This is a genomic window from Sphaerisporangium perillae, from assembly GCF_023276435.1.
In the GTDB taxonomy this organism is placed as follows: domain Bacteria; phylum Actinomycetota; class Actinomycetes; order Streptosporangiales; family Streptosporangiaceae; genus Sphaerisporangium; species Sphaerisporangium perillae.
In genome coordinates this window covers 152,029-176,625 of sequence record NZ_JALLPO010000014.1, presented here as the reverse complement: position 1 = coordinate 176,625, position 24,597 = coordinate 152,029, and the positions used below count along the sequence as shown (strand labels likewise).

At 69.9% G+C, this 24,597-nt stretch carries 18 protein-coding genes and 2 pseudogenes; 4 read left to right on the top strand and 16 right to left on the bottom strand.

The annotated features are described in order from the left end of the window. Positions 1-107 precede the first annotated feature (107 nt). From MYF83_RS16080 to MYF83_RS44775, 3 genes and pseudogenes are all read left to right on the top strand, one after another. Positions 108-770 (top strand): GntR family transcriptional regulator, encoded by a 663-nt coding sequence (locus tag MYF83_RS16080; RefSeq protein ID WP_248961158.1) that lies wholly within the window; start codon positions 108-110, stop codon positions 768-770. A 189-nt stretch (positions 771-959) separates the two neighbouring features. Continuing rightward, positions 960-3,022, top strand: a pseudogene (gene aceE / locus MYF83_RS43770) (pyruvate dehydrogenase (acetyl-transferring), homodimeric type); the annotation flags it as partial. Further along, complete coding sequence (locus MYF83_RS44775) at positions 3,023-3,640, top strand: transketolase-like TK C-terminal-containing protein (protein ID WP_443729295.1); 618 nt, start codon at positions 3,023-3,025, stop codon at positions 3,638-3,640. It begins immediately after the preceding pseudogene. Here the strand turns inward: MYF83_RS44775 and MYF83_RS16065 are convergent. From MYF83_RS16065 to MYF83_RS16015, 11 genes are all read right to left on the bottom strand, one after another. After that, positions 3,594-4,454: an SPFH domain-containing protein gene (locus MYF83_RS16065; protein WP_248961155.1), complete on the bottom strand. Its 861-nt coding sequence runs from the start codon at positions 4,452-4,454 to the stop codon at positions 3,594-3,596. The two genes, MYF83_RS44775 and MYF83_RS16065, sit on opposite strands and share 47 nt — an antisense overlap. A gap of 352 nt (positions 4,455-4,806) precedes the next feature. After that, entirely contained in the window at positions 4,807-6,339 is a 1,533-nt protein-coding gene (locus MYF83_RS16060) for an NAD-dependent succinate-semialdehyde dehydrogenase (protein WP_248961153.1), read from the bottom strand. Between the two features lie 12 nt (positions 6,340-6,351). Further along, entirely contained in the window at positions 6,352-7,494 is a 1,143-nt protein-coding gene (locus MYF83_RS16055; RefSeq protein WP_248961152.1) for an iron-containing alcohol dehydrogenase, read from the bottom strand. After that, positions 7,491-8,390 carry an NAD(P)-dependent oxidoreductase gene (locus tag MYF83_RS16050; protein WP_248961151.1) on the bottom strand — a complete coding sequence of 300 codons (900 nt, stop codon included), beginning with the start codon at positions 8,388-8,390 and terminating at the stop codon, positions 7,491-7,493. Before MYF83_RS16050 ends, MYF83_RS16055 begins: the two co-directional genes overlap by 4 nt. Continuing rightward, entirely contained in the window at positions 8,387-9,868 is a 1,482-nt protein-coding gene (locus tag MYF83_RS16045; RefSeq protein ID WP_248961150.1) for an aldehyde dehydrogenase, read from the bottom strand. Before MYF83_RS16045 ends, MYF83_RS16050 begins: the two co-directional genes overlap by 4 nt. Positions 9,869-9,901: 33 nt before the next feature. Beyond that, positions 9,902-11,011, bottom strand: a complete 1,110-nt coding sequence (locus MYF83_RS16040; protein WP_248961149.1) for a mandelate racemase/muconate lactonizing enzyme family protein — start codon at positions 11,009-11,011, stop codon at positions 9,902-9,904. Next, a complete protein-coding gene (gene fae, locus MYF83_RS16035; protein ID WP_248961148.1) occupies positions 11,008-11,511 on the bottom strand; it encodes a formaldehyde-activating enzyme in 504 nt (167 codons plus the stop codon). The genes MYF83_RS16040 and fae overlap by 4 nt, the downstream gene beginning before the upstream one ends. An 84-nt stretch (positions 11,512-11,595) precedes the next feature. Then, the gene (locus MYF83_RS16030; RefSeq protein ID WP_248961147.1) at positions 11,596-12,567 is read right to left on the bottom strand and encodes a glycine betaine ABC transporter substrate-binding protein; all 972 of its coding nucleotides are present in this window, start codon (positions 12,565-12,567) and stop codon (positions 11,596-11,598) included. 47 nt (positions 12,568-12,614) lie between these two features. Further along, complete coding sequence (locus MYF83_RS16025; protein ID WP_248961146.1) at positions 12,615-13,421, bottom strand: ABC transporter permease; 807 nt, start codon at positions 13,419-13,421, stop codon at positions 12,615-12,617. After that, positions 13,411-14,421, bottom strand: coding sequence for an ABC transporter ATP-binding protein (locus MYF83_RS16020; RefSeq protein WP_248961145.1), 1,011 nt, complete (start codon positions 14,419-14,421; stop codon positions 13,411-13,413). Before MYF83_RS16020 ends, MYF83_RS16025 begins: the two co-directional genes overlap by 11 nt. Further along, on the bottom strand, positions 14,414-15,061 hold the full coding sequence (locus tag MYF83_RS16015; RefSeq protein WP_248961144.1) for an ABC transporter permease: 648 nt from the start codon (positions 15,059-15,061) through the stop codon (positions 14,414-14,416). Before MYF83_RS16015 ends, MYF83_RS16020 begins: the two co-directional genes overlap by 8 nt. A 70-nt stretch (positions 15,062-15,131) precedes the next feature. On the opposite strand from MYF83_RS16015, the gene MYF83_RS16010 reads away from it, so the two are divergent. Further along, positions 15,132-16,016, top strand: a complete 885-nt coding sequence (locus MYF83_RS16010; protein ID WP_443729294.1) for an IclR family transcriptional regulator — start codon at positions 15,132-15,134, stop codon at positions 16,014-16,016. 41 nt (positions 16,017-16,057) lie between these two features. Here MYF83_RS16010 and MYF83_RS16005 read toward each other — a convergent pair whose 3' ends face one another. The 5 genes and pseudogenes from MYF83_RS16005 to MYF83_RS15985 form a co-directional block, all read right to left on the bottom strand. Then, a complete protein-coding gene (locus tag MYF83_RS16005; protein ID WP_248961142.1) occupies positions 16,058-17,338 on the bottom strand; it encodes an MFS transporter in 1,281 nt (426 codons plus the stop codon). Positions 17,339-17,866: 528 nt separating this feature from the next. Beyond that, entirely contained in the window at positions 17,867-18,838 is a 972-nt protein-coding gene (locus MYF83_RS16000) for a TAXI family TRAP transporter solute-binding subunit (protein ID WP_248961141.1), read from the bottom strand. Then, positions 18,835-20,757 (bottom strand): TRAP transporter permease, encoded by a 1,923-nt coding sequence (locus MYF83_RS15995; protein ID WP_248961140.1) that lies wholly within the window; start codon positions 20,755-20,757, stop codon positions 18,835-18,837. Before MYF83_RS15995 ends, MYF83_RS16000 begins: the two co-directional genes overlap by 4 nt. Before the next feature lie 86 nt (positions 20,758-20,843). Beyond that, positions 20,844-21,260 (bottom strand): annotated as a pseudogene (locus MYF83_RS43765) (M24 family metallopeptidase); the annotation flags it as partial. A gap of 66 nt (positions 21,261-21,326) precedes the next feature. Beyond that, positions 21,327-24,077, bottom strand: a complete 2,751-nt coding sequence (locus MYF83_RS15985) for a fascin domain-containing protein (RefSeq protein WP_248961139.1) — start codon at positions 24,075-24,077, stop codon at positions 21,327-21,329. Between the last annotated feature and the right edge of the window lie 520 nt (positions 24,078-24,597).

The following is a 24,597-nucleotide window of genomic DNA, read 5'->3' as shown; positions in this document are numbered from 1 at the left end:
CCGCTCACCGATCCTCCTCGGCCCGGTCCGCCGATACGGGCACCGGCGTCGCGGCTCGGGGCCTGGCCGCATGGGCCGGGCAGGCGGCGATCTCCCAAGGAGCAATCATGGCGATCTCCCAAGGAGCACTCATGGCGTCGCCCGTCGTCCGCTCGCTGCGCGAGCAGATCCGCGAGTACATCGTGGAGGGGATCGTCAGCGGGCGCTGGAAGCCGGGCGAGCGCATCGTGGAGCGGCGGGTCGCCGTGGAGCTGGAGGTCAGCCAGACGCCCGTCCGAGAGGCGCTGCGGGAGCTGGAGGCCCTCCGGCTGATCGAGTCGGCGCCGAACAAGGGGGTCCGGGTGCGCGATCTCACCGTGGCCGACCTGGAGGAGATCTATCCGGTGCGGGCGGGACTGGAGCAGATCGCTGCGGAGCTGGCCGCGCCGCGGCTGGGCGAGGACGTCTCGGTCCTGGAGCCCGAGGTGGCCGCGCTGTACGAGGCCGACCGCGGGAGCGATGCGGAGGCCCAGGTCCGGCATACGGTCGCCTTCCACCGGGAGCTGGTGCGGGCGTCGGGGAACGCCGTGCTGCTGCACACCTGGGAGTCGCTCGGCATCGAGGTGTGGACGGCGCTCTCCATCCGGTGGCTGGGCACACACCAGCAGTCCTACGCCGAGGAGCACGAGGCGGTGGTGGAGGCCTTCCGGCGGCGGGATCCGCGGGTGGGCGAGCTGGTCAAGGAGCATGTGCTGGCCTGCGCGCCGCGACGCCCGACCCCCGAGACCTGACGCCGGGGGTTGGCGGCAAATATCGCTATTCTTACGCCCAGCGGAATATGTCGCAAGTATTTTGATCGATCATCGATCAGACGTACAGTGGTCGGCGAGCCTACCGGCTCCGCCCTGTCCGGCCAGCAGGGCCCCTTTCTCACCGTCTCGTCCTCCCCCGAGGTGCGGGCCACTTGGAAGGCGACCCCCATGAGCGACGCCATGCGCAACCAACCGAGCGCACTCGACCAGCTTCCCGACCGCGACGCCGAGGAGACCGCCGAGTGGGCCGCCTCACTCGACGCGGTCACCGAGGCCGCCGGGCCGAGCCGCGCCGCCTACCTCATGCGCCGCACTCTTGAGCACGCCGAGGGGGCCGGTCTCGCGCTGCCGAGGCTGCTGGAGACCGATTACCTCAACACCATCCCTACGGCCGCCGAGCCGGAGTTCCCCGGCGACGAGGAGATGGAGCGGCGGATCACCGCCTGGAACCGGTGGAACGCGGCCGCCATGGTGACCCGGGGCAGCCGCTTCGGCCTCGGTGGCCACATCGCGACCTTCGCCTCCGCCGCCTGGCTCTACGAGACCGGTTTCCAGCACTTCTTCCGCGGCAAGGACGCCGACGGCTCCGGCGATCAGCTGTTCATCCAGGGTCACGCCTCCCCCGGCATCTACGCCCGGGCGTTCCTCGACGGACGGCTCACCGAGGAGCACCTCGACCGCTTCCGGCGGGAGGCGGGCGGCGACGGCCTGCCTTCCTACCCGCACCCGCGCCGGCTGCCGTGGCTCTGGGAGTTCCCGACCGTGTCGATGGGCCTGGGTCCGCTGGCGGCGATCTACCAGGCGCGATTCAACCGTTATCTGCAGCACCGCGGCATCAAGGACACCTCGGGCTCGCATGTGTGGGCGTTCCTCGGTGACGGGGAGATGGACGAGCCCGAGTCGACCGCCGCGCTCGCCCTCGCCGGTCGCGAGGGGCTCGACAACCTCACCTTCGTGATCAACTGCAACCTGCAGCGGCTCGACGGGCCGGTACGCGCCAACTTCAAGATCGTTCAGGAGCTGGAGGCCCAGTTCCGCGCGGCGGGCTGGAATGTCGTCAAGTCTCTCTGGGGATCGGCCTGGGACGAGCTGTTCGCGCTCGACACCACGGGTGCGCTCGTACGACGGCTGCGCGAGGTGCCCGACGGCCAGTTCCAGACGTACGCGACCCGTGACGCCGGCTACATCCGCGAGCACTTCTTCGGCGCCGACCCGGCACTCGTCGAGATGGCGAAGGTGCTGACGGACACGAAGATCGCCGAGTGCTTCCACACCTCCCGGGCGGGCCACGAACCGCGCAAGGTGTACGCGGCCTACGGGGCCGCGGTCGAGCACCACGGCGCACCTACCGTGATCCTCGCCCAGACGGTCAAGGGCTACACGCTCGGTCCCGGCTTCGAGTCGCGCAACGCCAACCACCAGATGAAGAAGCTGACGGGCAAGCAGTTCCGCGCGATGCGCGACCTGCTCGAACTCCCCATCCCCGACAGCAGGCTCGACGAGGAACTGGTGCCGTACGTCCACCCGGGCGCCGACTCGCCGGAGGTCCGCTATCTCCAGGAGCGCCGGGCCGCTCTGGGCGGCCCCGCCCCGGCCCGCAGGGTCCACCCGGTGGCGTTGCCCGAGCCGCCGGCCAAGCCGTTCGAGACCCTCGCCAAGGGGTCGGGCAGCCAGGAGATCGCGACGACCATGGCGTTCGTCCGCCTGGTCAAGGACCTGATGCGGGAGGAGGAGACCGGCAGGCGCTGGGTGCCGATCGTCCCGGACGAGGCCCGCACCTTCGGGATGGAGTCGCTCTTCCCGAGCGCCGGCATCTACTCCCCGCTCGGCCAGACCTACGATCCGGTCGACCGCGACATGCTCATGTACTACAAGGAGGCCGCGACGGCCAGATCCTCAACGAGGGGATCACCGAGGCCGGTTCGATGGCCGACTTCACGGCGGCCGCCACCTCGTACGCCACCCACGGCGAACCGATGATCCCCTTCTACATCTTCTACTCGATGTTCGGCTGGCAGCGGACGGCCGACCAGATTTGGGCGCTCGCCGACCAGCTCGGTCGCGGCTTCCTCATCGGCGCGACCGCCGGCCGCACGACCATGACCGGGGAGGGCCTGCAGCACGCGGACGGCCACTCGCACCTGATCGCCTCCACCAACCCGGCGGCGCTCGCCTACGACCCGGCCTTCGCGTACGAGGTGGGCGTGATCGTCCGCGATGGTCTGCGCCGGATGTACGGGCCGGACGCGGAAGACGTCTTCTACTACCTCACGGTCTACAACGAGCCCAAGGCGCAGCCGCCCATGCCGCCGGGCGCGGAGGTGGAGGAGGGCATCCTCAGGGGCCTCTACCGCTTCCAGGAGGCCGATGCAGAAGGTGTGCCCGAGGACGCCCCACGCCTGCAGCTCCTCGCCTCCGGCACCGCCATACACTGGATCCTCGCGGCCCAGCGTCTCCTCGCCCGCGACTGGGGTGTGGCCGCCGGCGTATGGTCCGCCACCTCCTGGAGCGAGCTGCGCCGCGACGCCCTGGCCTGCGACGAGGCACAGCTGAAGGGCGAGGACCGCGTCCCGTACGTCACCCGTGTCCTGGAAGACGCGCCCGGGCCGGTCCTGGCCGTCAGCGACTGGATGCGCGCGGTCCCCGACCAGATCAGCCAGTGGGTGCCGCAGGACTGGCACTCGATCGGCACGGACGGCTTCGGCCTCTCCGACACCCGTGAGGCGGCCCGCCGTCACTTCGGGGTCGACCCGGAGTCGATCGTGGTCGCGGCGCTCGCGGCCCTGGCCCGGCGCGGCGAGGTCAAGCCGGAGACCGTCCAGGAGGCTCGGGCGCTGTACGGGATGTGACGGAGGCCAGCGCCGCGCCGGACGGTGTGACGACCGTACCGGCGGGCCGGCCGGACTCGGCGGGTGCCGCTCTGTCCAGGAACCTGAGCAGCTCTACAGGGAAGGGCAGCACGAGCGTCGAGTTCTTCTCGGCGGCCACCTCGACCACGGTTTGGAGCAGGCGGAGTTCCAGCGCGGCCGGGTGCCGTGTCATCGTTTCGGCGGCCTGGCTCAGCTTGGCGGAGGCCTGCAGTTCTCCGTCGGCGGTGATGACGCGGGCCCGCCGCTCGCGCTCGGCTTCGGCCTGGCGGGCGATCGACCGCTTCATCGACTCGGGCAGCGCCACATCCTTGATCTCCACGCGGTCGATGTGCACCCCCCAGCCGAGCGCCGGACTGTCGATCATCAGTTCCAGGCCCTGGTTGAGCTGCTCCCGGTTGGACAGCAGGTCGTCCAGTTCGCTCTTGCCGATGATCGACCGCAGCGAGGTCTGCGCGACCTGGCCGATGGCGGACACGTAGTCCTGCACGTCGACGGCCACCCGCATCGGGTCGACGACATTGAAATAGACGACGGCGTCCACGCGGACCGTCACATTGTCGCGGGTGATGCCGTCCTGGGCGGGCACCGGCATCGTGATGATCTGAAGGTTGACCTTCTCCAGACGGTCGGCGATCGGCACCAGCAGCGCCAGCCCGGGTCCGCGGATCGCCGATTGCACGCGCCCGAACCGGTAGACGATGCCCCGTTCGAACTGCCGGACGATGCGCACGCTCGTCGCCAGCCACGCCCCGCTGAGGATCAAGGCCGCAAGGATCGCATTAAAAATGGTCATTTTGCACCCCCTGGGTGTCCGCCGGCCGAGGTCAAGCATGAGGCCGGCGACACATAAACATCGTAATCCGCCATCACGGTCTCATCCGCAGCCGCTTGCCACCGTCGCCTGGTACGCCCCGGAGCCCGAGAAGATCCGCGACGCCTTCCAGCGGCTCTCCACGCTGCCCGAGCCCACCTGACGGCACCTCGGGTACGTGACTTTTGCCGTAGTCCGGCCGTCCCCTCCTAGGGTGTATGCGTGGCCCGGGTATCGGTGACGTTTCTCGTCGTGCTCGCCCTTGTGTCAGGGTGCGGCTCGCAGGGGGTGCTCAGCCAGGCCGCTGTTGTGGGCGGCGGGCGCCGCGACTGGGTCAGGTCTGGAGGGCAAGGTATTTGATTTCCAGGTATTCGGCGATGCCCTCCTCGCCGCCTTCGCGGCCGAGGCCGGAGTGCTTTACCCCGCCGAACGGGGCCGCGGGGTTGGACACGAGGCCCCGGTTGATGCCGACCATGCCGGTCTGCAGTGCCTCGCCCACGCGCATGGCCCTGCTCAGGTCCCGGGTGTAGGCGAACGCGACGAGCCCGGCCGTGGTCGCGTTGGCCGCGGTGATCATGCTCGCCTCGTCCGGGTACGCCGCTATCGCCGCCACGGGGCCGAAGATCTCCTCGCTGGTCAGCGACGCGTCCTCGGGGACTCCGGTGACGACGGTCGGAGCGTAGAAGAAGCCGGGACGGTCGAGCGCGGAACCGCCCACCTCGATGGTCGCGCCCTTGTCGGCCGCGTCCGAGACCAGGCTCGCCACCTTCGTACGGGCGGCCTCGTCGATCAGCGGGCCTACCTGTGACCCCGGGTCCAGCCCTGGGCCGACCCGAAGCGCGGCGAACCTCGCGCGCAGCCCGGCGCTGAACCGTTCCGCCACCGCCTCGTGGACGATGAACCGGTTGGCGGCCACGCAGGACTGCCCCATGTTGCGCATCTTCGCGAGCATCGCCCCCTCGATCGCGGCATCCACATCCGCGTCGTCGAAGACGAGGAAGGGGGCGTTGCCGCCCAGTTCCATGGACACCCGCAGCACGTGGCGCGCGCTCTGCTCCAGCAGCCGTACGCCAACCCCCGTGGAGCCGGTGAACGACAGCTTGCGCAGCCGCCCGTCGCCCAGCAGCGCGTCGGTCAGCCGTGCCGGGTCGGCGGTGGGCAGCACGTTGACGACGCCGTCCGGCACGCCCGCTTCGGCGAGCAGCGCGGCGAGCGCGAGCCCGCAGAGCGGGGTGGCCTCGGCCGGCTTCAGGATGACCGTGCAGCCCGCGGCCAGGGCCGGCCCGATCTTGCGGGTGAGCATCGCCAGCGGGAAGTTCCACGGCGTGATCAGGTAGCACGGTCCGACCGGTTGCCGGGTGGTGACGATGCGGAAGTCGCCGCCCGGCGCCACCCGGTAGTCGCCGCCGATCCGGACGGCCTCCTCGGCGAACCAGCGCAGGAACTCCGCCGCGTACGCCACCTCGGCGCGTGACTCGGCCAGCGGCCTGCCCATCTCGAGCGTCGCGAGCCGGGCGAGCTCGTCGGTGCGCTCGGTCATCAGCTCGTACGCCCGGTGCAGGATCTCCGAGCGGACCCGGGGCGCCGTCGCCGCCCACGACTCCTGCGCGGCCTCGGCTGCGTCGAGGGCGCGGATCGCGTCCGCCGGGCCCGCGTCGGCGACCAGGGCCAGTCGCTCCCCGGTCGCCGGATCGACGACACCGAACGTCGCGGTCCGCCGGGATGCCCCCTCGGATTCCAGCCCCGAGCCGGACACCGCCTCAGACGAGGGCCCGGACGCCGCCTCGGACCAGGGCCCGGCCGCCTCGGACCAGGAGCCGCCGATGAACACGCCGCGCGGTACGTCCGCCGGGACTGTGTGGGACATGTGCGCTCCTGGTCAGTGGGCGGCGATGAGGATGGCGTGGAGGTCGTCCGCGCTGGGCGGGCGTGGCGTGTTCGCCATGACCTCGTCGTCGAGCGCGTCCCGGGCGAGCAGCGCGAAGTCCATCTCGGAGATGCCGTGGTCGGCCAGGCGGCCGGTGAGGCCGACCCGGGCGCCGAGTCCGGCCACCGCGTCGATGGCGGCGTCCGCGTTCCACTCGTCCGTCCTGGCGGTGTCGCCGACCCCCAGCGCGAAGGCGACCTGGGCGGTGCGCGCGAGCCGTACCGGAAGGTTGAACCTGAGCACGTGCGGGAGCAGCATGGTGAGCGCGACCCCGTGCGCGATGTTGAACCGGCCTCCGAGCGGGTGCCCGATCCCGTGGCAGATGCCGAGCCCGGTGGCGGCCATGCCGACCCCGGCCATGTGCGCGGCGAGCAGCATCTGGGCGCGTGCCTGCAGGTCGCCGCCGTCGTCGTACGCCTCGGGCAGGTGCCGGGAGACCATCCTGATGACCTGGAGCGCGATCCCGTCCGACCAGGGGTTCGCCCGGATGGACGAGAACGATTCCAGCGCGTGGGTGAGCGCGTCCATCCCGGTGGCGGCCGTCGGGCCCTTGGGGAGGCCGATGGTCAGTTCGGGGTCGAGTACGGCCGCGCGGGGCAGCGAGGTGGCGTGGCCGACATAGAACTTGCGGTGGCTCTCCACATCGGTGATCACGCCGAAGGCGTTGGTCTCCGCGCCGGTTCCGGCCGTCGTCGGGACCGCGATGATCGGCAGTGCGGGAACGGCGAAGTCGGTGCGGTAGTCCAGGTCACGGCCGCGCTGGGGGTTCACCCCCGCGACCGCGATCCCCTTGGCCGCGTCCATGGCCGAGCCGCCGCCGAGCGCGATGATCAGCCGTGCCGCCGCCTGTTCGGCGACGTCGGCGCCCTCGGCGATGTCCTGGGTGGTGGGGTTGGCGTGCACGCCGGCGTACACGGCGGTCTCCAGGCCGGACAGCGCGTTCCGCACCGTGTCCAGGACGGGGGTGGCCGCGATGCCGGGGTCGGTGACGATCAGCACGCGCTCGGCGCCGGCCTCCCGGGCCAGTGCGCCGAGCGTTCCGGCCGCGCCCTCGGCGAGGTGGGCGGCCGGCATCGGGGTGAGGGTCAGGTTCATGCCGTCTCCTTCAGTCGCAGAGGGGTGCCGGTGAGGTCTTCCCACAGCTTGACGGGGGTCATCTCGCCCGCCAGGTCACCGTAGGCGGCGCGGGCACGCCGGTACACCTGCTCGACGACGGCGGAGAGTTCGACGGGGACGCCCGTGGCGCGGGCGAGGTCGACGGCCAGCCCGAGATCCTTGCAGGCGAGGGCGATCGCGAACGACTCGTCGTAGTCCCCGTCGAGCAGGACCGACAGCACGTCGCTCTCCAGGAAGTTGCTGTTCGCCGGGCTCGCGATCAGCGCGCGGCGCAGCACGCCGAGGTCGACGCCGGCCTTGACGCCGACCGTGAGCACCTCGGTGGTCGCGACCAGGTGGCTGAACCAGAGCAGGTTGATCATGAGCTTGACCGCGTACCCCGCGCCGTTCGGGCCGACGTGCAGGACGCGTTCCGGGTCGCCCATGACGTCCAGGACCGGGCGTACCCGGTCGAAGACGGCCTGCTCGCCACCGGCGAAGATCTGGAGCGTTCCGGCGCGGGCACCCTTGGCCATCCCGGAGACCGGCGCGTCCAGTACGTGTACGCCGTGCGCGACGGCGGCCTCGCGGACCTTGTCGTCCGGGACGCTGGTCGACATGTCGATCCAGACGGCGCCGGGCGCGAGGCCGTCGAGCAGGCCGTCCGAACCGAGTAGCACCGATTCCACGTGCCGCGGCGTGGGGAGCATGGTGATCACCACCTCGCGGTCCGCCCCGGTCGCCCGGGGGGTCGCCCGCCAGGTCGCGCCCAGGCTCACCAGCTCCTCGGCCGCCTCCTGCCGTACGTCGTGCACCGCCATGTCGTGGCCGGCGGCGAGCAGGTTGCGGCTCATCGGGCCGCCCATGTTGCCGAGGCCGATGAATCCGATCTTCACAGGTTGATCCAAGTCGTCTTGAGAGCCGAGTAGGCGTCGAGCGCGTGCAGGGACTTGTCGCGGCCGTGCCCGGAGTCTTTGAAGCCGCCGAAGGGGGTCATCACGTCGCTGGCGTCGAAGGTGTTGACCCACACGGTGCCGGCGCGCAGCGAGCGGGCGACGCGGTGCGCGGTGGAGAGCCGCGACGTCCAGACGGCGGCCGCGAGGCCGTATCGCGACTCGTTGGCCAGCCGGACGCCTTCCTGCTCGCCGGTGAAGGTGATGGTGGACAGCACCGGGCCGAAGATCTCCTCCTGGCCGATCCGGCTGTCGTTGCGCACGCCATCCAGGATGGTGGGGGCGACGAAGTAGCCGCCGGACTCCTGCCTGATCCGCCCGCCGCCGGTGACGACCTCGGCTCCTTCGCCACGGCCGATGTCGAGGTAGCCGAGCACGCGGTCGAGCTGGGCGGCGTCGACGATGGCGCCCATCTCGGTGGCGGGGTCGAGCGGGTCGCCGACGGTGATGCCCTCGGCGACCTTGACGACTTCGGCCAGCAGTTCGTCGTGGATCCGGGCGTCCACCACGAGGCGGGATCCGGCGTTGCAGGTCTGCCCCGCGTTGTAGAAGATCCCCCAGGCGACCGCGGAGGCGACCGCGGGGAGGTCCTCGGCGTCGGCGAGCACGAGCTGCGGGGACTTGCCGCCGAGTTCGAGGGAGACCTGCTTGCCGTTGGACTCGGCCGAGTAGGCCAGGAAGCGGTGGCCGACCTCGGTGGACCCGGTGAAAGCGATCTTGTCAACGCCGGGATGGCGGCCGAGCGCCGCCCCTGTGACGGGACCGAGGCCCGGAACGACGTTCAGTACGCCGTCGGGGACGCCCGCCTCGGCGGCCAGCTCGGCCAGGCGCAGCGCCGACAGCGAGGACTGCTCGGCGGGCTTGAGCACGACCGAGTTGCCCATGGCCAGCGCCGGAGCGATCTTCCACGAGGTGATGATCAGCGGATAGTTCCACGGCACGACCGCACCGACCACGCCCAGAGGTTCCCGGGTGATCATCGCCAGCGTGTCCTTGGAGGTGGGCGCGATCTCGTCGTAGCTCTTGTCGAGCGCTTCGGCGTACCACTGGAAGCAGCCGGCCGCGCCGGGCACGTCGACCCGCAGCGACTCGCCGATCGGTTTGCCGACGTCGAGCGTCTCCAGCAGCGCGAGCTCCTCCAGGTTCTCTCTGATCAGCTCGGCGAGACGAAGTAGCACGGCCTTGCGGTGGCGGGGCGCGGCGTTCGCCCACCCGCCTTCGTCGAAGGCCGTCCTGGCTGCCACCACGGCCCGGTCCACGTCGTGGACCCCCGCCGCGGACACCTCGGCGATGACCGTGCCGTCCCGCGGGCTCACCGTGGCGAAGGTGGCTCCATCGGCGGCGCCGGTGAACGCGCCGTCGATGAACAACTCGGTTCGCGGCGCGATCATCGCCGCCCTCTCATGCCACTGTTCGGACATGTCCATCCTCTTCTGGAAGCATCCTCATGCGACTCAGGTCAGGGACCAGCGGCGTACCGCGTCGTGGTCGATCCCGACACCGAGTCCCGGAGCGTCGGGCACGTTCAGATAACCGTCCGCGTCGACCTCCAGCGAGCGCGTGAGGAAGAAGTCACGGCGCTGCGGGCTCCACCCCGGCGGGTCATAGGGGAACTCGACGTACGGCCCGCCGCCCACGCCGGCGACGACGTGCAGGTTGGCGAGCACGCCAAGGCCGTTGCTCCACGTGTGGGGCGTGAACCAGCGGTGCTTGGAGAACGCGAGCTCCGCCACCGTACGGGCACGCAGCATGCCGACCGACAGCACCACGTCCGGCTGGTACACATCCAGGGCGTCCGATTCGAGCAGGTGCAGCAACTCGGGCATCGTGCGTACCATCTCGCCGCCCGCCACCCGGATGCCGGTCTGGGCGCGGACCATGCGCATGCCCGGGATGTCGTACTGGGGAAGCGGCTCCTCCAGCCAGAGCACGCCGAGTTCGGACAGCTCCTCGGCGAGCCGCCGCACGGAGGCGAGGTCGAGCGCAGCGTCGATGTCACCGGCCATCCGCCAGAGCTGGTTGAGGTCCACCATGATCTCGATGTCGTCGCCGACGGCCTCGCGGGTGGCCCGTACCGCGGCGACTCCCTCACCGGTCCGCTCGCGGGCGATACGGATCTTCATGGCCTTGAAGCCCGCCTCCTTGGCGGCGAGCGCGGCCTCCACCCGGGCACCCGGCGGTTTGAGCTCGCCGAACGACGCGTAGGCGGGCAACCGGTGTGCGGCGCCGCCGAACAGCGTGGCCACCGGCTGGCCGCACACCTTGCCGAAAATGTCCCAGAGCGCGGCCTCCAGCGGCCAGTAACGTCCCGCGTGGAAGTTCACGGTCTCCAGCGTCTTGACGTGGTTGACGATCGCGAGGGGGTCACGGCCGACGAACAGGTGCTCGTAGGCCGCGAAACCGTCCATCGTGTCGCCCGACCCGTAGCCGGTGATGCCCTCGTCGGTCTCCACGGTGACCAGGGTCGCGTCGAACCAGGTGCGGGGCACGGGATCCCAGGCCGCGTTGAACGGCGGGTCCAGCGGTAACCGCATCCGGTCCAGGCGGATCTCGGTGATCTTCACATGCTCCCCGAAGCCGTGTAGAAGGGGTTGGCGGGCGCGTGCCGGGCGGCAAGCGCCTCGTCGAGTGAGGGTGTACGGCTCGCGCCCGCGCGCAGCGCGGCGTGAGTCGCCTCGCGGTTGTTGGCGTAGACGGTGTCGGCGTCGGCGGCTTTGGGGTTGACCCACACCGCGGCGATGAGGACGAGATCGTCGACCTCGGCCGGCGGGATGACCCCCTCGGCCACCGCGTCCATGACGCCGGCGGCCACGCCCGCCTGGGCGGCGCCCCACGTCAGGTCGGCGTGGGTGTCGGATTCCACTGCCGCCTTGTTGACGAAGAGCGTCATCGGCTTGGCGGGCACGCCCGGCCGCAGCACGGCGACGAACGGCACGTGGCCGGCCGAGGGGGTGGCGAGGGCGGTGGCCCACGCCGTGCCTGCGGGACCGTCCCGGTGGCCGATGACCGTGTTGACGTGCGCCGCCTCGGCCCCGTCGCCGATGAAGCTCTCCCCGATGTTCACTTGATCAGCACCTGCCGCTTCTATCGATGAGACCCTGACGCTTCACTTGATCAGGCCCTGGCACTTCACTAGATAAGGCTCTGGCTACTTCTTGATGAGGCCCTGCTCGGCGAGCCAGTCGTGGGCGACCGTCCGCGGCTCGAGACCATCGGCGTCGACCTTGGCGTTCAGGCTCTGCATCACCTGGTCGGTGAGCTTCTGCGTCACCGGCGCCATGATCGTCTCAACCTGCGGGTACTTGGCGTTGGTCTCCTGGCGCATGGTCAGAGCCGCGTTGTAGACGGGGAAGAAGTGCTTGTCGTCCTCCAGCACGGTGAGGCCGAGAGAGGAGATACGGCCGTCGGTGGCGAAGACCTCGCCGAAGTTGCAGGTCTGGCCCTTCTTCGTCTCGGTGTAGATCAGGCCCGTGTCGACCGACTTGACGTTCTCCTTGGGCACGCCGAGCCCGTACGCGGCGACCATGCCCGGCCAGCCGTCGTCCCGGGTGGAGAATTCGCTCTCGATACAGAACGTCGCCTCGGCCGGCTTGGACTGGACCAGCCCGGCCAGGTCGGAGAGCTTGGTGACGCCGAGCTCCGCCGCCTTCTCCTTGCGGATGGCGAAGGCGTAGGTGTTGTTGAGCGGAGCCCTGGTCCCCCAGAAGACCTTGTTCTGCGCCAGGTCGTCCTTGGCGACCGCGTCGTACTGCTGCTGGGGGTCCGCGATCGGCTTGGTCTGCTTGAGGTAGGTGACCCAGCCGGTGCCGGTGTACTCCCAGTACATGTCGATCTGGCTCGACGTCAGGGCGGTGCGCGTGTTGGTCGAGCCCTTGATGTTCGTCTTGTCGACGACCTCCGCGCCGTGCGCGCGCAGCATCTCCATGGTGATCTGGCCAAGGATGATCGACTCGGAGAAGTCCTTGGAGCCGACGATGAATTTGGCGTCCTTCAGTTCCTGGCCGAGACTGCCCTGCTCGGACGCGGACGCGGAGGTGCCGCCGCCGCATCCGGCAAGTGCCGTGACCGCGGTGATCGCTGCGATCCCGGCCAGGATCGTGCGCCGGGTGGGTGTGTGCATGGTGAGCCTTCCGGGGGGGGATCAGAGGGTTGTGCGCATGTCTTGGGTCAGATGCCTCTGGGACGCAGGGCATTCTCGGTGACGCCGCCGAGCCAGTCGACGAGGAAGGCGATGACCGCGGTCAGAACGCCTCCGGTGACCAGTACCGGGGTTCGCTGCAGCTTGATGCCGTTGACGATGATGTCGCCCAGGCCGCCCGCGTTGACGAAGGTCGCCAGCGTGGCCACGCCCACCGCCATCACGAGCGCGGTGCGCAGACCTGCGAGGATCACCGGCACCGCCAGCTTGATCTCGACCCGCCGTAGCACCTGGCCGCGGGTCATGCCCATGCCGCGTGCGGCCTCGATCAGCGCCGGATCCACCTGCTGGATACCGATGATCGTGTTCCGGAGCACCGGAAGCACCGCGTACGCGATCAGACCGACCAGCGCGATCTTGAATCCGATGCCGAACTGGATCGTCAGCAGCGCGAGCAGGCCGATCGCGGGAGTCGCCTGGCCGAGGTTGGCGAGGCCGAGCACGACCGGGCTGAGCAACCGCGCTCCCGGCCGGGAGAGGAGTATCCCGGCGGGGATCGCGATGATGACGACGAGCAGCGTCGCGACCGCCGTGAGCTGGAGGTGTTCCAGCACCCGGGTGTGGATGTACTCCCAGTTCATGGTCCGCTGCTCGATGCTGTCGAGGGTCTGGCCCGACACCCACAGGTAGAGGACGAGCAGGACGGCCGCGAGCGCGAGCGGGGTGCCGAGGTATCGGAGCGCCGGCCGCCGCCGGCCGCCCGGCTCGGCCGCCGTGGCGCCCGGAGAGGAGATGGTCGAGGGGGGAGCGGACGCCGTCCGTGTTTCACCGGACACCGGACACCGGCCGTTCCCCGGCGACGCCGGCCTGCTCTCCGGTGACGGTCGCGCAGATCTCGGCGAACGTCACCACCCGCCCGTCGACCGCGATCTCCTGACGGCCGTGGGCGACCATCGCGTCCAGCGCCTGGCGGAGCGTCGCGCTCCCCGCGATCTGAGGAAGGCCGTCGGTCGTGCTCGTGCTCGTGCTCGTGGACGGGGAGAGAACGGAGACCGGGATCAGGGCGAGCCGTTTCAGCGTGGCGTCGGATCCGATGAACCCGGCGACGTAGTCGTCCGCGGGGGCCGCGAGGATGCGCGCCGGGGTGTCGTACTGTGCGATCCGGGAACTCTCCCGCAGCACCGCGATGCGGTCACCGAGCTTGATGGCTTCCTCGAAGTCGTGCGTGACGAAGATGATCGTCTTCCTGAGCTCTCGCTGGAGCCGGAGGAACTCGTTCTGCAGCCGCTCCCGGGTGATCGGGTCGGTGGCTCCGAAGGGCTCGTCCATCAGCATGACCGGCGGGTCGGCGGCCAGTGCTCTCGCCACCCCGATCCGCTGCTGCTGGCCGCCGGAGAGCTGCCTCGGGTAACGGCCGCGGTACGACGCGGGGTCGAGCCCGACCAGTTCCAGCAACTCGTCCACCCGACGGGCGATCTTGTCCTTGCTCCACTTGAGCAGCCCGGGTACGAGCCCGACGTTCTCCGCGATCGTCAGGTGCGGGAAGAGGCCGATCTGCTGGATGACGTAGCCGATGTGGCGGCGCAGCTCGTCCGGGCGCATGGCCAGCACATCGGTGCCGCCGATGCGGATCGTGCCCGAGGTCGGCTCGATCAGCCGGTTGATCATCTTCATCGTCGTCGTCTTACCGCAGCCGGAGGGGCCGACGAAGACGACCAGTTCCCCCGCGGGGATGTCGAGTGTGACGCCGTCGACCGCGGGTTCGGCCTGGCCGGGGTAGCGCTTGGTGAGCCCGTCCAGCTCGATGCGCGCGCCGCCGGAAGTGGTGTCAAACACGGAGACCCCTCGCGGTGGTGAGACGACGGATGACGACATAGAAGAGGTCGAAGAGGATGGCCAGAATGACCACGCCGAGGGTGCCGGCGAGCGCGGAGTTGAGCGCGTTGACCGAGCCGAGGCGGGAGAGCCCGTCGAAGATCTGGTTGCCCAGGCCGGGGCCCGCCACGTAGGCGGCGATGGCCGCGATACCGATGATCATCTGGGTGGAGACCCGGATGCCGGTGAGGATCACCGGCCAGGCCAGCGGGAGCTGTACCCGGGTCATCACGCCGGCGGCGCTCATCCCGACGCCGCGCCCCGCCTCCACGATCGCGGGATCGACGCCCTTCAGTCCGACGACGGTGTTCCGCACGATCGGGAGCAGGGAGTAAAGGACGAGCGCGACCACCGACGGTCCCCAGCCGAGGCCGAGGAACGGGATGAGCAGGCCGAGCAACGCGAACGAGGGGATCGTCAGGAACCCGCCGGACGTGCCGATGGCGAACGCCGCCCAGCGCGGGCTCCGGTAGGTCAGCATTCCGACCCCGACGCCGATGATCGTCGCGATGACCAGCGAGATGGCGACGACGAGCGCGTGCTCCAGCGCCGCCTGAGTCAGCAGATCCCATCGAGAGGCGATGTATTCGCTGAGGCTCACAAGCTCCTCCTCCCGGTCGTTGGTAACGGAACGGTAGGACGGAGTTCTTCTGAGTGCAATACTTGTTGCAATGAATGCAATCGATTATCCATGGTCGAGTCGGCGGCCAACGGCTAACCTGCCTCCCATGGCACCTCCTGCGTCGAGTGAACCAGATCGTTTACGCAGCTCACGGCCCCAAGCGCCATCCGCGGGGCTGCGAAGGGACCTGGAGATCCTCGAGTTGCTGGCGAACGCCGACACCCAGGGCGGTCTGGGAGTGAGCCGGATCGCCGAAATCCTCGGCCGCGAGAAGAGCCAGATGTCCCGCGCGCTCAAGGCGCTGGAGGCCGAGGGGATGGCCGAGCGCGACGGCGAGACCCTCGAATACCGCCTCGGGTGGCGGCTCTACGCTCTCGCGGCGCGCGGCGGGGAGACCCGGCTCGTCCAGATCGCCACGCCTTACCTTCGCCGCATGGTGGGTGCGCTCAACGAGACGACCCACCTTTGCGTGCTACGCGGCTCGGCGGTGCTGACCTTGCGGTCGGTGTCGCCTTCGCACGCCTTCCGCGGTCTCGGGTGGGAAGGGGTGACCGTGCCGGCGCCGATGACGTCCGCGGGACGGGTGCTGGTGTCGGACTGGGAACCCCAGGCGCTGCGCTCGCTACTGGCGGAGGCCGGCACCCTTCCGGCCGGGCCACGCGCACGCGCCGCCGACGATCTGCTGGCCGAGATCGCGGGCATCCGCAGGCGTGGTTACGCAGCGGTCAACGAAGAGTTCGAGGAGGGGCTGGTCGGCGTCTCGGCGCCGGTACGGGACTTCAGGGGCGCCATCGTCGCCGCGATCAACGTCTCGGCGCCGAAGGGCCGTCTTGGAAGCCGGCTCGACGACGCGGGGCGGCTGACACTGGCCGTCGCCCTGGAGCTGTCCGCCGAACTCGGGTTCCACCCGCCCACCGGACGGCCACCCCGGTAGCGGTTGTCGAGCCGCCTCCTGTTACAGGCGACCGTGAGGCCTTAAACAGGTACGCTCTCCCGCTCTCGCGTCATGTCCGGTTCAGGCCGGGGTGCTCGTACGGCGGCGGCGGACAGGGCCGCGACCACGGCAAGGCCGATCAGTGCCGTGGACTCTCCGTGGCTTCCGGTGTCGAAGAGGCGGCCCACGGTGAAGCCTCCGGCCAGCGCGACCGCGCCGGCGAGGAAGCTGAGCAGCCCGAAGTACGTTCCGAACTGCCCGGACGGCGCGCGCCGGGTCACCGTCTGGAACAGCGCCGGCTGCGTCAGCCCGGCGGCCAGGCCGTGCAGGACGCCGGCCGTCACGAGTACGGCGAGCGGGCCGCCGCCAGAGGGGATCGCGAGGAGGAGCAGGTAGCCGGCGCCTCCGCAGATCAGGCCGCTTTTGAGCACCCAAGGACGCGCGGCCCTGCCGCTCGCGGCGCACCAGGGCTGGACCGCGGCGGTGGCCATCCCCACCACGCAGAAGAACAGGGTGCTCGCCTGGCCGCCGACCTCCTTGAGCGGGACCACGCTCACGATCTGGTCGGCGAGCAGCGTGGTCGGCGCCACGGTAACGGCGAACAGGAGGAACCGCCGATCCCGGAGCACCGCCGAGATGCGCGGCCCGCGCACCGTGATGGTCCCTGTTCGCGATCCAGCCCGGCGTGCGGTGCCGCGTCCGGGATGCGGTGTCGAGGACAGAACGGCGCGAACCGCTGCGCGCACGTCGACGGTCCGTGTTCGGCTTCCCGTCCGGCGTGCGGTGGCGCGTGCGGGATGCAGCAGCAGGAACAGGGCGGCACCGGTCCCCCACGCGACCACGGCCAGGGCCGTGAGCAGGCCGAATCCGCCGGTGGACAGCAGGAACAGCCCTGCGGGCGGGCCGGTCACCGCGCCGATCTGTCCGGCGATCATGTAGGCCGCGAAGCCCCGGGAGCGGCGGGCCGGCGCGACCCCGGCCAGCAGGGACTGGGCGGACGGGTGGAACAGCGCCCCGCCCACGGCGAGCACCACGGCCGCGAGGAGGAGTTCGGCCAGACCGCCGGCCGTGCCCAGCAGCGCGAATCCCGCTGCTCTCAGCGTGCAGGCCAGCGCTCCGGCGCGTGCGGGGCCGATCGCGTCGGTCAGCGCGCCGGCGGGCAGGAACAGCATGTACTGGGCCGCGACCCGCAGGCCGAGCACCAGGCTGACGGTCCCGGCCAGCAGGCCGAGGTCGTGGCGCAGGTGGACGACCAGGTGGGCCATCACGGCGAAGAAGCCGACCGAGATGGCGAGCTGCACCGCGATGACGATCACGATCACCCGGAGCCCCGAGGCCGGAGAGTCTGCGCCTCGTGCACCTTCAACCGGTAGGTCTCCGATGTCGCCGCCCCCGGACGAAGGGACCCAGCCGCCCCGGTCTCTGACCGGCGCGTCCCCGATGCCCGTGTGCACGCCCGGCGGGTGGCTCGGGCCGCGCGGGTCGGGGTGCGCGCGCGGCGAGGTGGTGTCGGGTGCGCGGTGCGGAGGCTTCACGTGATGGCGACGTCCAGTCGATCGTTCCAGGCGTGCAGGCGTGCGGGCGTACAGGCGTTGCGGGCGTGCGTGCGGGCGTGCAGGTGTGCGGGCGTGCGGAATTCGGGGGCTGCCTGCAGAGCAGACCAGACGTGTCGCCATCTGTCCAATATCGGAGTAACGGGAGAACCGATATCACAACCGATATCCGCCCTGCCCATCATCCCTGCGCTACAGACCTGGTAGCCGCCGCCCACGACGAACTCGACGAACTCGACGAACTCGACGAACTCGACGAACCAGCACGCACTCGGACCAAGAGCGCCGCGAGCTTGGTCAGCCGTAGTACTTCCTCGCGCCCTCGTGCAGGGGGACGGGCTCTGTCTTGGGGGCGTTGTCGCGGGTGATGCTCTTGGCCACGGGGTGGACCTTCTCCAGTTCGGCCTTGTGGTCGACGAGCAGCCTGGCCAGGCTCTCCGCGAGGGCCGGGTCCATCTTCTCGTTGACCACCAGCAGGTTGGGCACCGCGACCGTGGAGATTTCCGCCGAAGTCGAGTAGACGTCCTTGGCGATCGTGCCCGCCGCGTACACCGGGCCGTACTCGGCCTGCATCGGGGCCAGCACCTTGTCCAGCGGGACGAAGGCGACCTGGTCCTTGAGGCTGGTCACAAGGTCGGTGATGCCGGGGGTGGGCAGGCCTCCGGACCAGATCAGGGCGTCGAGGTTGCCGTCCTTGATGCCCTGCACGCTCTCCGGCAGGCCCAGCGACTGCCGGGTGACGTCCTTGTCCGGGTCGAGGCCCGCCGCTTTGAGCATGCGCAGCGCGATGACCTCGGTGCCGGAGTTCGGCGATCCCGTGGACACCCGCTTGCCCTTGAGGTCGGCGATGGACTTCACGCCCGACTCTGTGGTGGCCACCACCTGGGTGTAGTTGTCGTACAGGCGGGCGATGGCGCGGATCGGCTGAGGAGAGGTGAACGAGCCCTTGCCCGCGACCGCGTCGGCGGCGGAGTCGGCGAGGGTGAAGGCGATGTCGGAGTCGCCCCTGACGACCCGCTGGATGTTCTCCACCGAGGCGCCGGTCGCCTCGGCCGTCGCCTGGTAGCCAGGGATGTGCTTACCGATCTGGTCCGCCAGGCCTCCGCCGAGGACGTAGTAGACACCGGTGGTGTTGCCGGTGGCGATCGACAGCCGCTTGCCCGCGGTGGTGTTCGGGTCGCCGGTCCGCTCGGCGGACCGGTCACCGCCACAGCCGCCGAGGGCCAGCGACCCGGCGACCAGCAGGACGGCCAGGCGTCCGAGTTTCATGATCTTGCCTCCCGCGTTCGTAAGACCAGATGTAGTCCGATGGCGACCGCCAGGACCCCCGCCCCGGCGAGCACCGTGCCGGGTGACAGGAACAGCAACAGGACGGCGGCCACCCCGCACAGCGCCCTCTCGACCGGGCCCGCGGGGCCGGTCAGCCAGCCGCCGGTGGCGGCGGCCAATGCCGCCACCGCGAACGCCGAGACCGTGATGGCCACCAGGATCTCCCCCGCCGTCCCCTGCGCCAGCAGCCCCGAACCCGCGGGGGTAAGCACGAAGGCGAAAGGGACCAGGAAGGCCGGGAGCGTGTACTTCCAGGTCGCCATCATGGTCCGGTAGGCGTTGCCGCCGGTGATGGCCGAGGCCGCGAAGGCCGACAGCGCCGTGGGCGGGCTGACCTCCGACAGGACCGCGTAGTAGAAGACGAACATGTATGCCTCGGCCTGGGTGACCCCGAGGTCCATCAGCGCGGGCCCGATGATGATCGCCGCGATGACGAACGACGCGGTCACCGGTACGGCGAGGCCCAGTACGAGCACGGCCAGCGCGCACAGCAGCGCGGTGACGGCGAGGATCCCGCCCGAGGCTCCGACGATGAGGGAGCTCGCCTTGAGGCCCAGCCCGGTCAACGTGACGACGGCGACGATGAGCCCGGCGGCGGCGCAGGTGGCCGCGACCGGCAGCACCCCCGTCGTCCCCGCCGCCAGGGCGTCGGCCGCCCGCCGCGGGGTGAGCCTGTGGTCGCGGTCGAGGAAGGAGAGCGCGAAGGCGAGCAGCGTGGCGTAGACCACCGCCCGGAACGGCGACTGCCCCAGCGCCATCAGGATGACGATCACGAACAGCGAGCTGAAGTGGTATCCCAACCGCCGCAGCAGCGGCCAGAACCTCGGCGCGTCCACCTCGACCGCCCGCGTGCCGTACTTGCGGGCGTCGATCTCGATGGCCAGGAAGATGCCCAGGTAGTACAGGATCGTGGGGATCGTGGCGTAGATCAGCACGGTGAGGTAGCCGACCCGCAGGTACTCGGCGATGATGAACGCCGCCGCACCCAGCGTGGGCGGGGACAAAATCGCACCGATGCCCGCGGCCGCGAGCACTCCACCACCCTGCTCGGGGGGATAGCCCGCCCTGCGCAGGATCGGCCAGGCGACGCTGCCCACGCTCACCGTCGTCGCGACGCCCGAGCCGCTGACCGTGCCGAGCAGGAACCCGGCGAGGGTGACCGTGCGGCCTGGCGCCGAGCGTGAACGGCGGAAGGCCGCCAGGGAGATGTCCACGAAGAACTTGCCCGCGCCGGAGTGGTCGAGGACCGCCCCGTAGACGGTGAACAGGATGATGTAGGTGGCCGCCACGTCCAGCGGCACACCGTACACGCCGTCGGTGCCCATCACCGACGAGACGATGATCCGGTCGAGATCGTAGCCTCGGTGCCCGATGACCCACTCGAAGGGCAGGTAACCGCCGTAGTAGGCGTAGGCCAGGAAGGCGAGGCAGACGGCGGGCAGGATCCAGCCGACGGTGCGCCGGCAGGCCTCCAGCACGAGCAGGACGATGGCCGCGCCCGCCGCCACGTCGAGGGTCGTCGGGTCGAACGCGCGCCGGATGAAGTCGTCGAAGACGACCAGTGGGTAGAGACAGACCGCCAGCGACAGCCCCGCCAGCGCCCAGTCGACGGCGCCCGGGCGGTCGCCACCCCGCCGCCGCGGCTTGTAGCAGACGAAGGTGAGCGGCAGCACGACCGCAAGGAAGATCATCCGGTACGGCAGCACAGGGCCGGGGCGGAAAGCCCAGTACAGCACGTACAGCGAGAGCCCGAGTGCGACCAGTGTGACGGCCGCCGCCACACGGCCCGACAGCCGCCGCGCGGGCCGCTCGGCGTCGAACTCCGCGATCAGATCATCCGGTGCCCTGGTCTCTGCCAAACGCCGCCCCCACGTGTGAGCCGTCGATCTCTGACCGGACGTTACCCAGCCAGCTGACCACGTCCCGTCAGAACGAGATCACATTCTCATCCCGATTCCGGCGCGGGCGCCGTGGTTCGCGAGCTGCTACAGGGCGGATGCCGGCGTGGGGTCAGGTCGCTTGGGCGGTTGCCATCCATTTCTCCAGGCCTTCGGCGTTCAGGGGCAGGGCGTTCGAGAGGACCTCCGCGCCTTCGGTGGTGATGAGAAGGTCGTCTCGGGAAGGTGCGGGTGACGTCGGCGGTGTAGTGGCTGTTGACCTCGACGCCCATGTCGAGCAGGAGCAGTTCGTCCGGGAGCACCGGGCCGTCACAGCGCACCCAGTGCAGCGTGGGCGCGTGCTTGCCGCTGCCGACGATCGAGGCGTAGCCGGGGCCGTTGCCGTAAGCGCGGGCGTACCGGTCGAAGGTGCCCTGCAGCCACCGCTCCCCCGGCCCGGCGATCGCGGCCGGGATCTCGCGGACGACCGCGGCGACGCGGAAATGACGGGGCGCCGCCCGCCGAACCGATCAGCGGGCGGCGCGGGCGCGTCAGCCGGAGACGAGATCGAACGACTCCCAGGGGCCGATGGCCGTGCGGTTGGCGATCAGCGGCGCGGCGCCGGCGTTGTCGGCGCAGACGTACCTGCCGTTGGCCTGGGCCTTGAGGCTGATCGTGCCATCGGGGTTGGTGACCTGCTGGAAGGTCTCCCAAGCGCCGATGGCGTCGCGGTTGGCGATCAGCGGCTGGGCGCCGGCGTTCTCGGCCGTGACGTACTTGTTGTTGGACCTGGCGCGTAGCGCGATGTTGCCGTTGCCGAGGTCGACGCGTTCGAACTGTTCGTTCACGCCGGCGCTCGACGCGCTCGCGATGAGAGCGGATCCGCTGGGAGCCGTGACGTACTTGTTGTTGGCCCGCGCGCGCAGGCTCACCAAGGGGTTCTGACCGGCGGTGCCGAGGCCGAGCGTGGAGGCGGTGTCGCGGAGGGTCTTGACGCCCTGGTTGGGGGTGCCGGTGAGCCTGCTGGAGGTGTACGCGCTGAGGGGCTTGGCGGTGCGCTCGACCACGTAGACGGCGCCGGCCGCGGTGGCGAAGGTGAGCTCGGCGGCGGAGCTCGTCGTGATGGTCGCGTTGTCGGACGTCCGGCGGACGCGGACCTGCTGGCCGCTCCACGGGTTCACCACGGTGGCCTGCTTGCCGTACAGGCTCTTGAGGCCGGCGTACTTGGTCTCGCCGCCCTCGCGCTCGGAGCTGACGAGGAAGCCGTCCTTGGCCAGCAGGGTGAACTTCCCGATGAAGGACGAGCCGCCCGGCGCGGCGGGGAAGACACGGATCTTGTCGTTGTAGCTCTGCATGAGCGACTCGTTCAGTGCCGTCAGGTGCACGCCGAGGTACTCGAAGACGCCGTTGGTGTTGCTGGTCATGCCGTTCGGGTAGTTCTGGTACTTCTGCAGCATGGTCTTCATGCCGTTGTAGGCCTGGTCGCCGAGGCCGAGCCGGGCGGCCTGCACGGCGTCGTTGGACCAGACGTTGCCGTAGGGGAACGGCCGCTGGTTCCAGGTGCCGACGGCGGTCTGGTAGTCGGGGTAGCCGATTCCGGTGACGTCGTAGGGCCAGATCAGCTCCGCCGCGACGTTCTCGTTGTTCCTGGTCTGCGCGATCGGCGGCTGGTGCGGCTGGTAGGCGCCGCCCGAGACCACGTAGGGCGCCAGGTGGTCGAGCACGTTCTGCCATCCGGCGCGCAGGCCGCCGTCCACGCCGAGCTGCTGGCTCGCCTGGATGGTGAGCGGGAAGATGCCGCGCACGGCGGCCAGGTCGGTGATGGCGTTGCGGACGTTCCAGTACGTCTCGTGCGAGTTGGAGTTGGCCATGTAGTAGGTGTTGGTGCCGCTGTCGTGGGACAGCATGGCGGAGTAGAACTTCGCGGTCTCCCGCATGAACGGGTAGGCCACATCGCGCAGGTAGGCGGTGTCGTTGGTGTACCGGTACCGCATGTACATGCTGTAGGCGGCCTCGTAGCCGGTGGACAGGATGTTCTTGGTGTAGTCGCTGCCGACCGTGCCGCGCGCGTTGCCGTCCCAGCCCATGGTCTCCGGCACCCACAGGCCGTCCACGCCGTACCGCGTCTGGGTGTAGGACTTCAGCGCGTTGTAGTTACGGCTGTAGAGGTTGTTGTGGCGGTCTATCAGGTCGGAGTGGTTGGCGGCGAGGAAGGAGAGGTAGACGTCGCGCTGGTTCCAGTACCAGTACGCGTTGCTCCACTTGGTGTTGTCCTGCGTGGCGCGGAAGACGCCGTTGATGAAGTGGGCCGGATAGTTGCCGTACCCCGCGGCGGCGATCATGTAGGTGGACAGGTAGTAGACGTTCTCCAGGTAGTCGGCGTCGCCGGACAGCCCGGAGTACTGGACGAACGACTTGGCCCAGAACGCGTGCCACCAGCCGCGGTAGTTGTTCAGCGTGGTGGCGTACCCGGTGGACTTGACCGAGGCGAGCTGGCTGCGCGCCTGGGCGAGCGAGTCGCGGTTCGGCGCGTTGATCCGGCTCGCGGCGGTGAACCAGATCGTGTAGCCGGAGGTCGGGGTGATGGTCAGCCGGACCGTGCGTGAGTCGACCACCTGGGTGGAGAAGCCGGCGCCCTCGACCGTGGCGGCCAGGGTGTAGCCGAATCCGTTGGGGTCGGCCTGCCCGCGGCTGAGCCCCGCGGCGCCGGAGTCGGCGAAGGTGGAGATGGTCTTCCAGGTGTTCAGGTCCGGGACGTCCGCGCTGTTGGTGACGGTCGCCGGGTCCCACATGCTCAGCGTCAGGGCGATGTTCGACACGCCGCCGCGCGAGTCGTCCACGTGGATGCCCATCACCTCGGAGTTCGGCGACCCGAGCACGGTGACGGTGCGGTTGGCGTCGTACTTGGTGACGAGCGTGCCGTCGTACAGCGACAGCCGCTGCTGGAAGGTGGTGTAGCCGGTGTCCATGCCCGGGCTGGTGGACAGGTTCACCAGGCCCGCCGCGTACGCGGACTGCTCGGACAGGTCCACCCCCGAGGTCTGCATCGTCAGCCCGTTCTGGCTCCAGGCCATGGCTCCGGTCCGGCCGTTGCCCACGGTCAGGCCGTGCAGGGGGTTGGTGTTGGGCCGGTTGTACACGATGTCGTGCTTGGACAGGTAGCTCGCGTAGTCCACGTTCAACGTCCCGCTCGCCTGGTCGAAGGCGGCGTCGGTCGTCGAGGCCGCCGCGGGCGCGGCGGCGGCGCCGGTCAGCAGGCCCGCGACGAGCGTCAGCAGGGGGAGGGACCGTAAGAGCCTCATCACCGTGATCGTCCTTTCCTGGTGGACTCTTTCCTGGTGGTGGCCGCCCCCTCGTTTCCTCGGGTGAACGCATCGCGGCATCGCGGATCGTCGCCCGGCCGGTTGCGGTTCGGCCCGGCGATGGAGGAATGGTGCGTGGTCGGGCAGGGAAAGCTCGGGTCACTGAGGGTGGAGAAGGCCGCGGACGTGCGACGCCGGCGATCGGCGACCGGCCTGGCACGCCGCGGGCCTCTCCCACAGCACAGCTCTGACGAGGCTTCCGCGCGCCGCCTCCGGCACAAGGCGCCGCACAGTTCCGGTATCAGAGCCGTTAGCACGCAGTGAACATCGGATGTATTGCCCCGTCAATAGGGTCTTCGTCCCCCATGAACCAGCATTTCGGCACATATTTGCTCATCGGCGCTGACAAACAGGGATTTTGCTGGAAGCACCGTCAGAGAGAGCCGTTCCCCGCGCCGCAAGAGATCCGATGTGTGGTGAGCCAGGTGGGCGGTTCAGCCGGGCGGGTACGGCGGTTCGC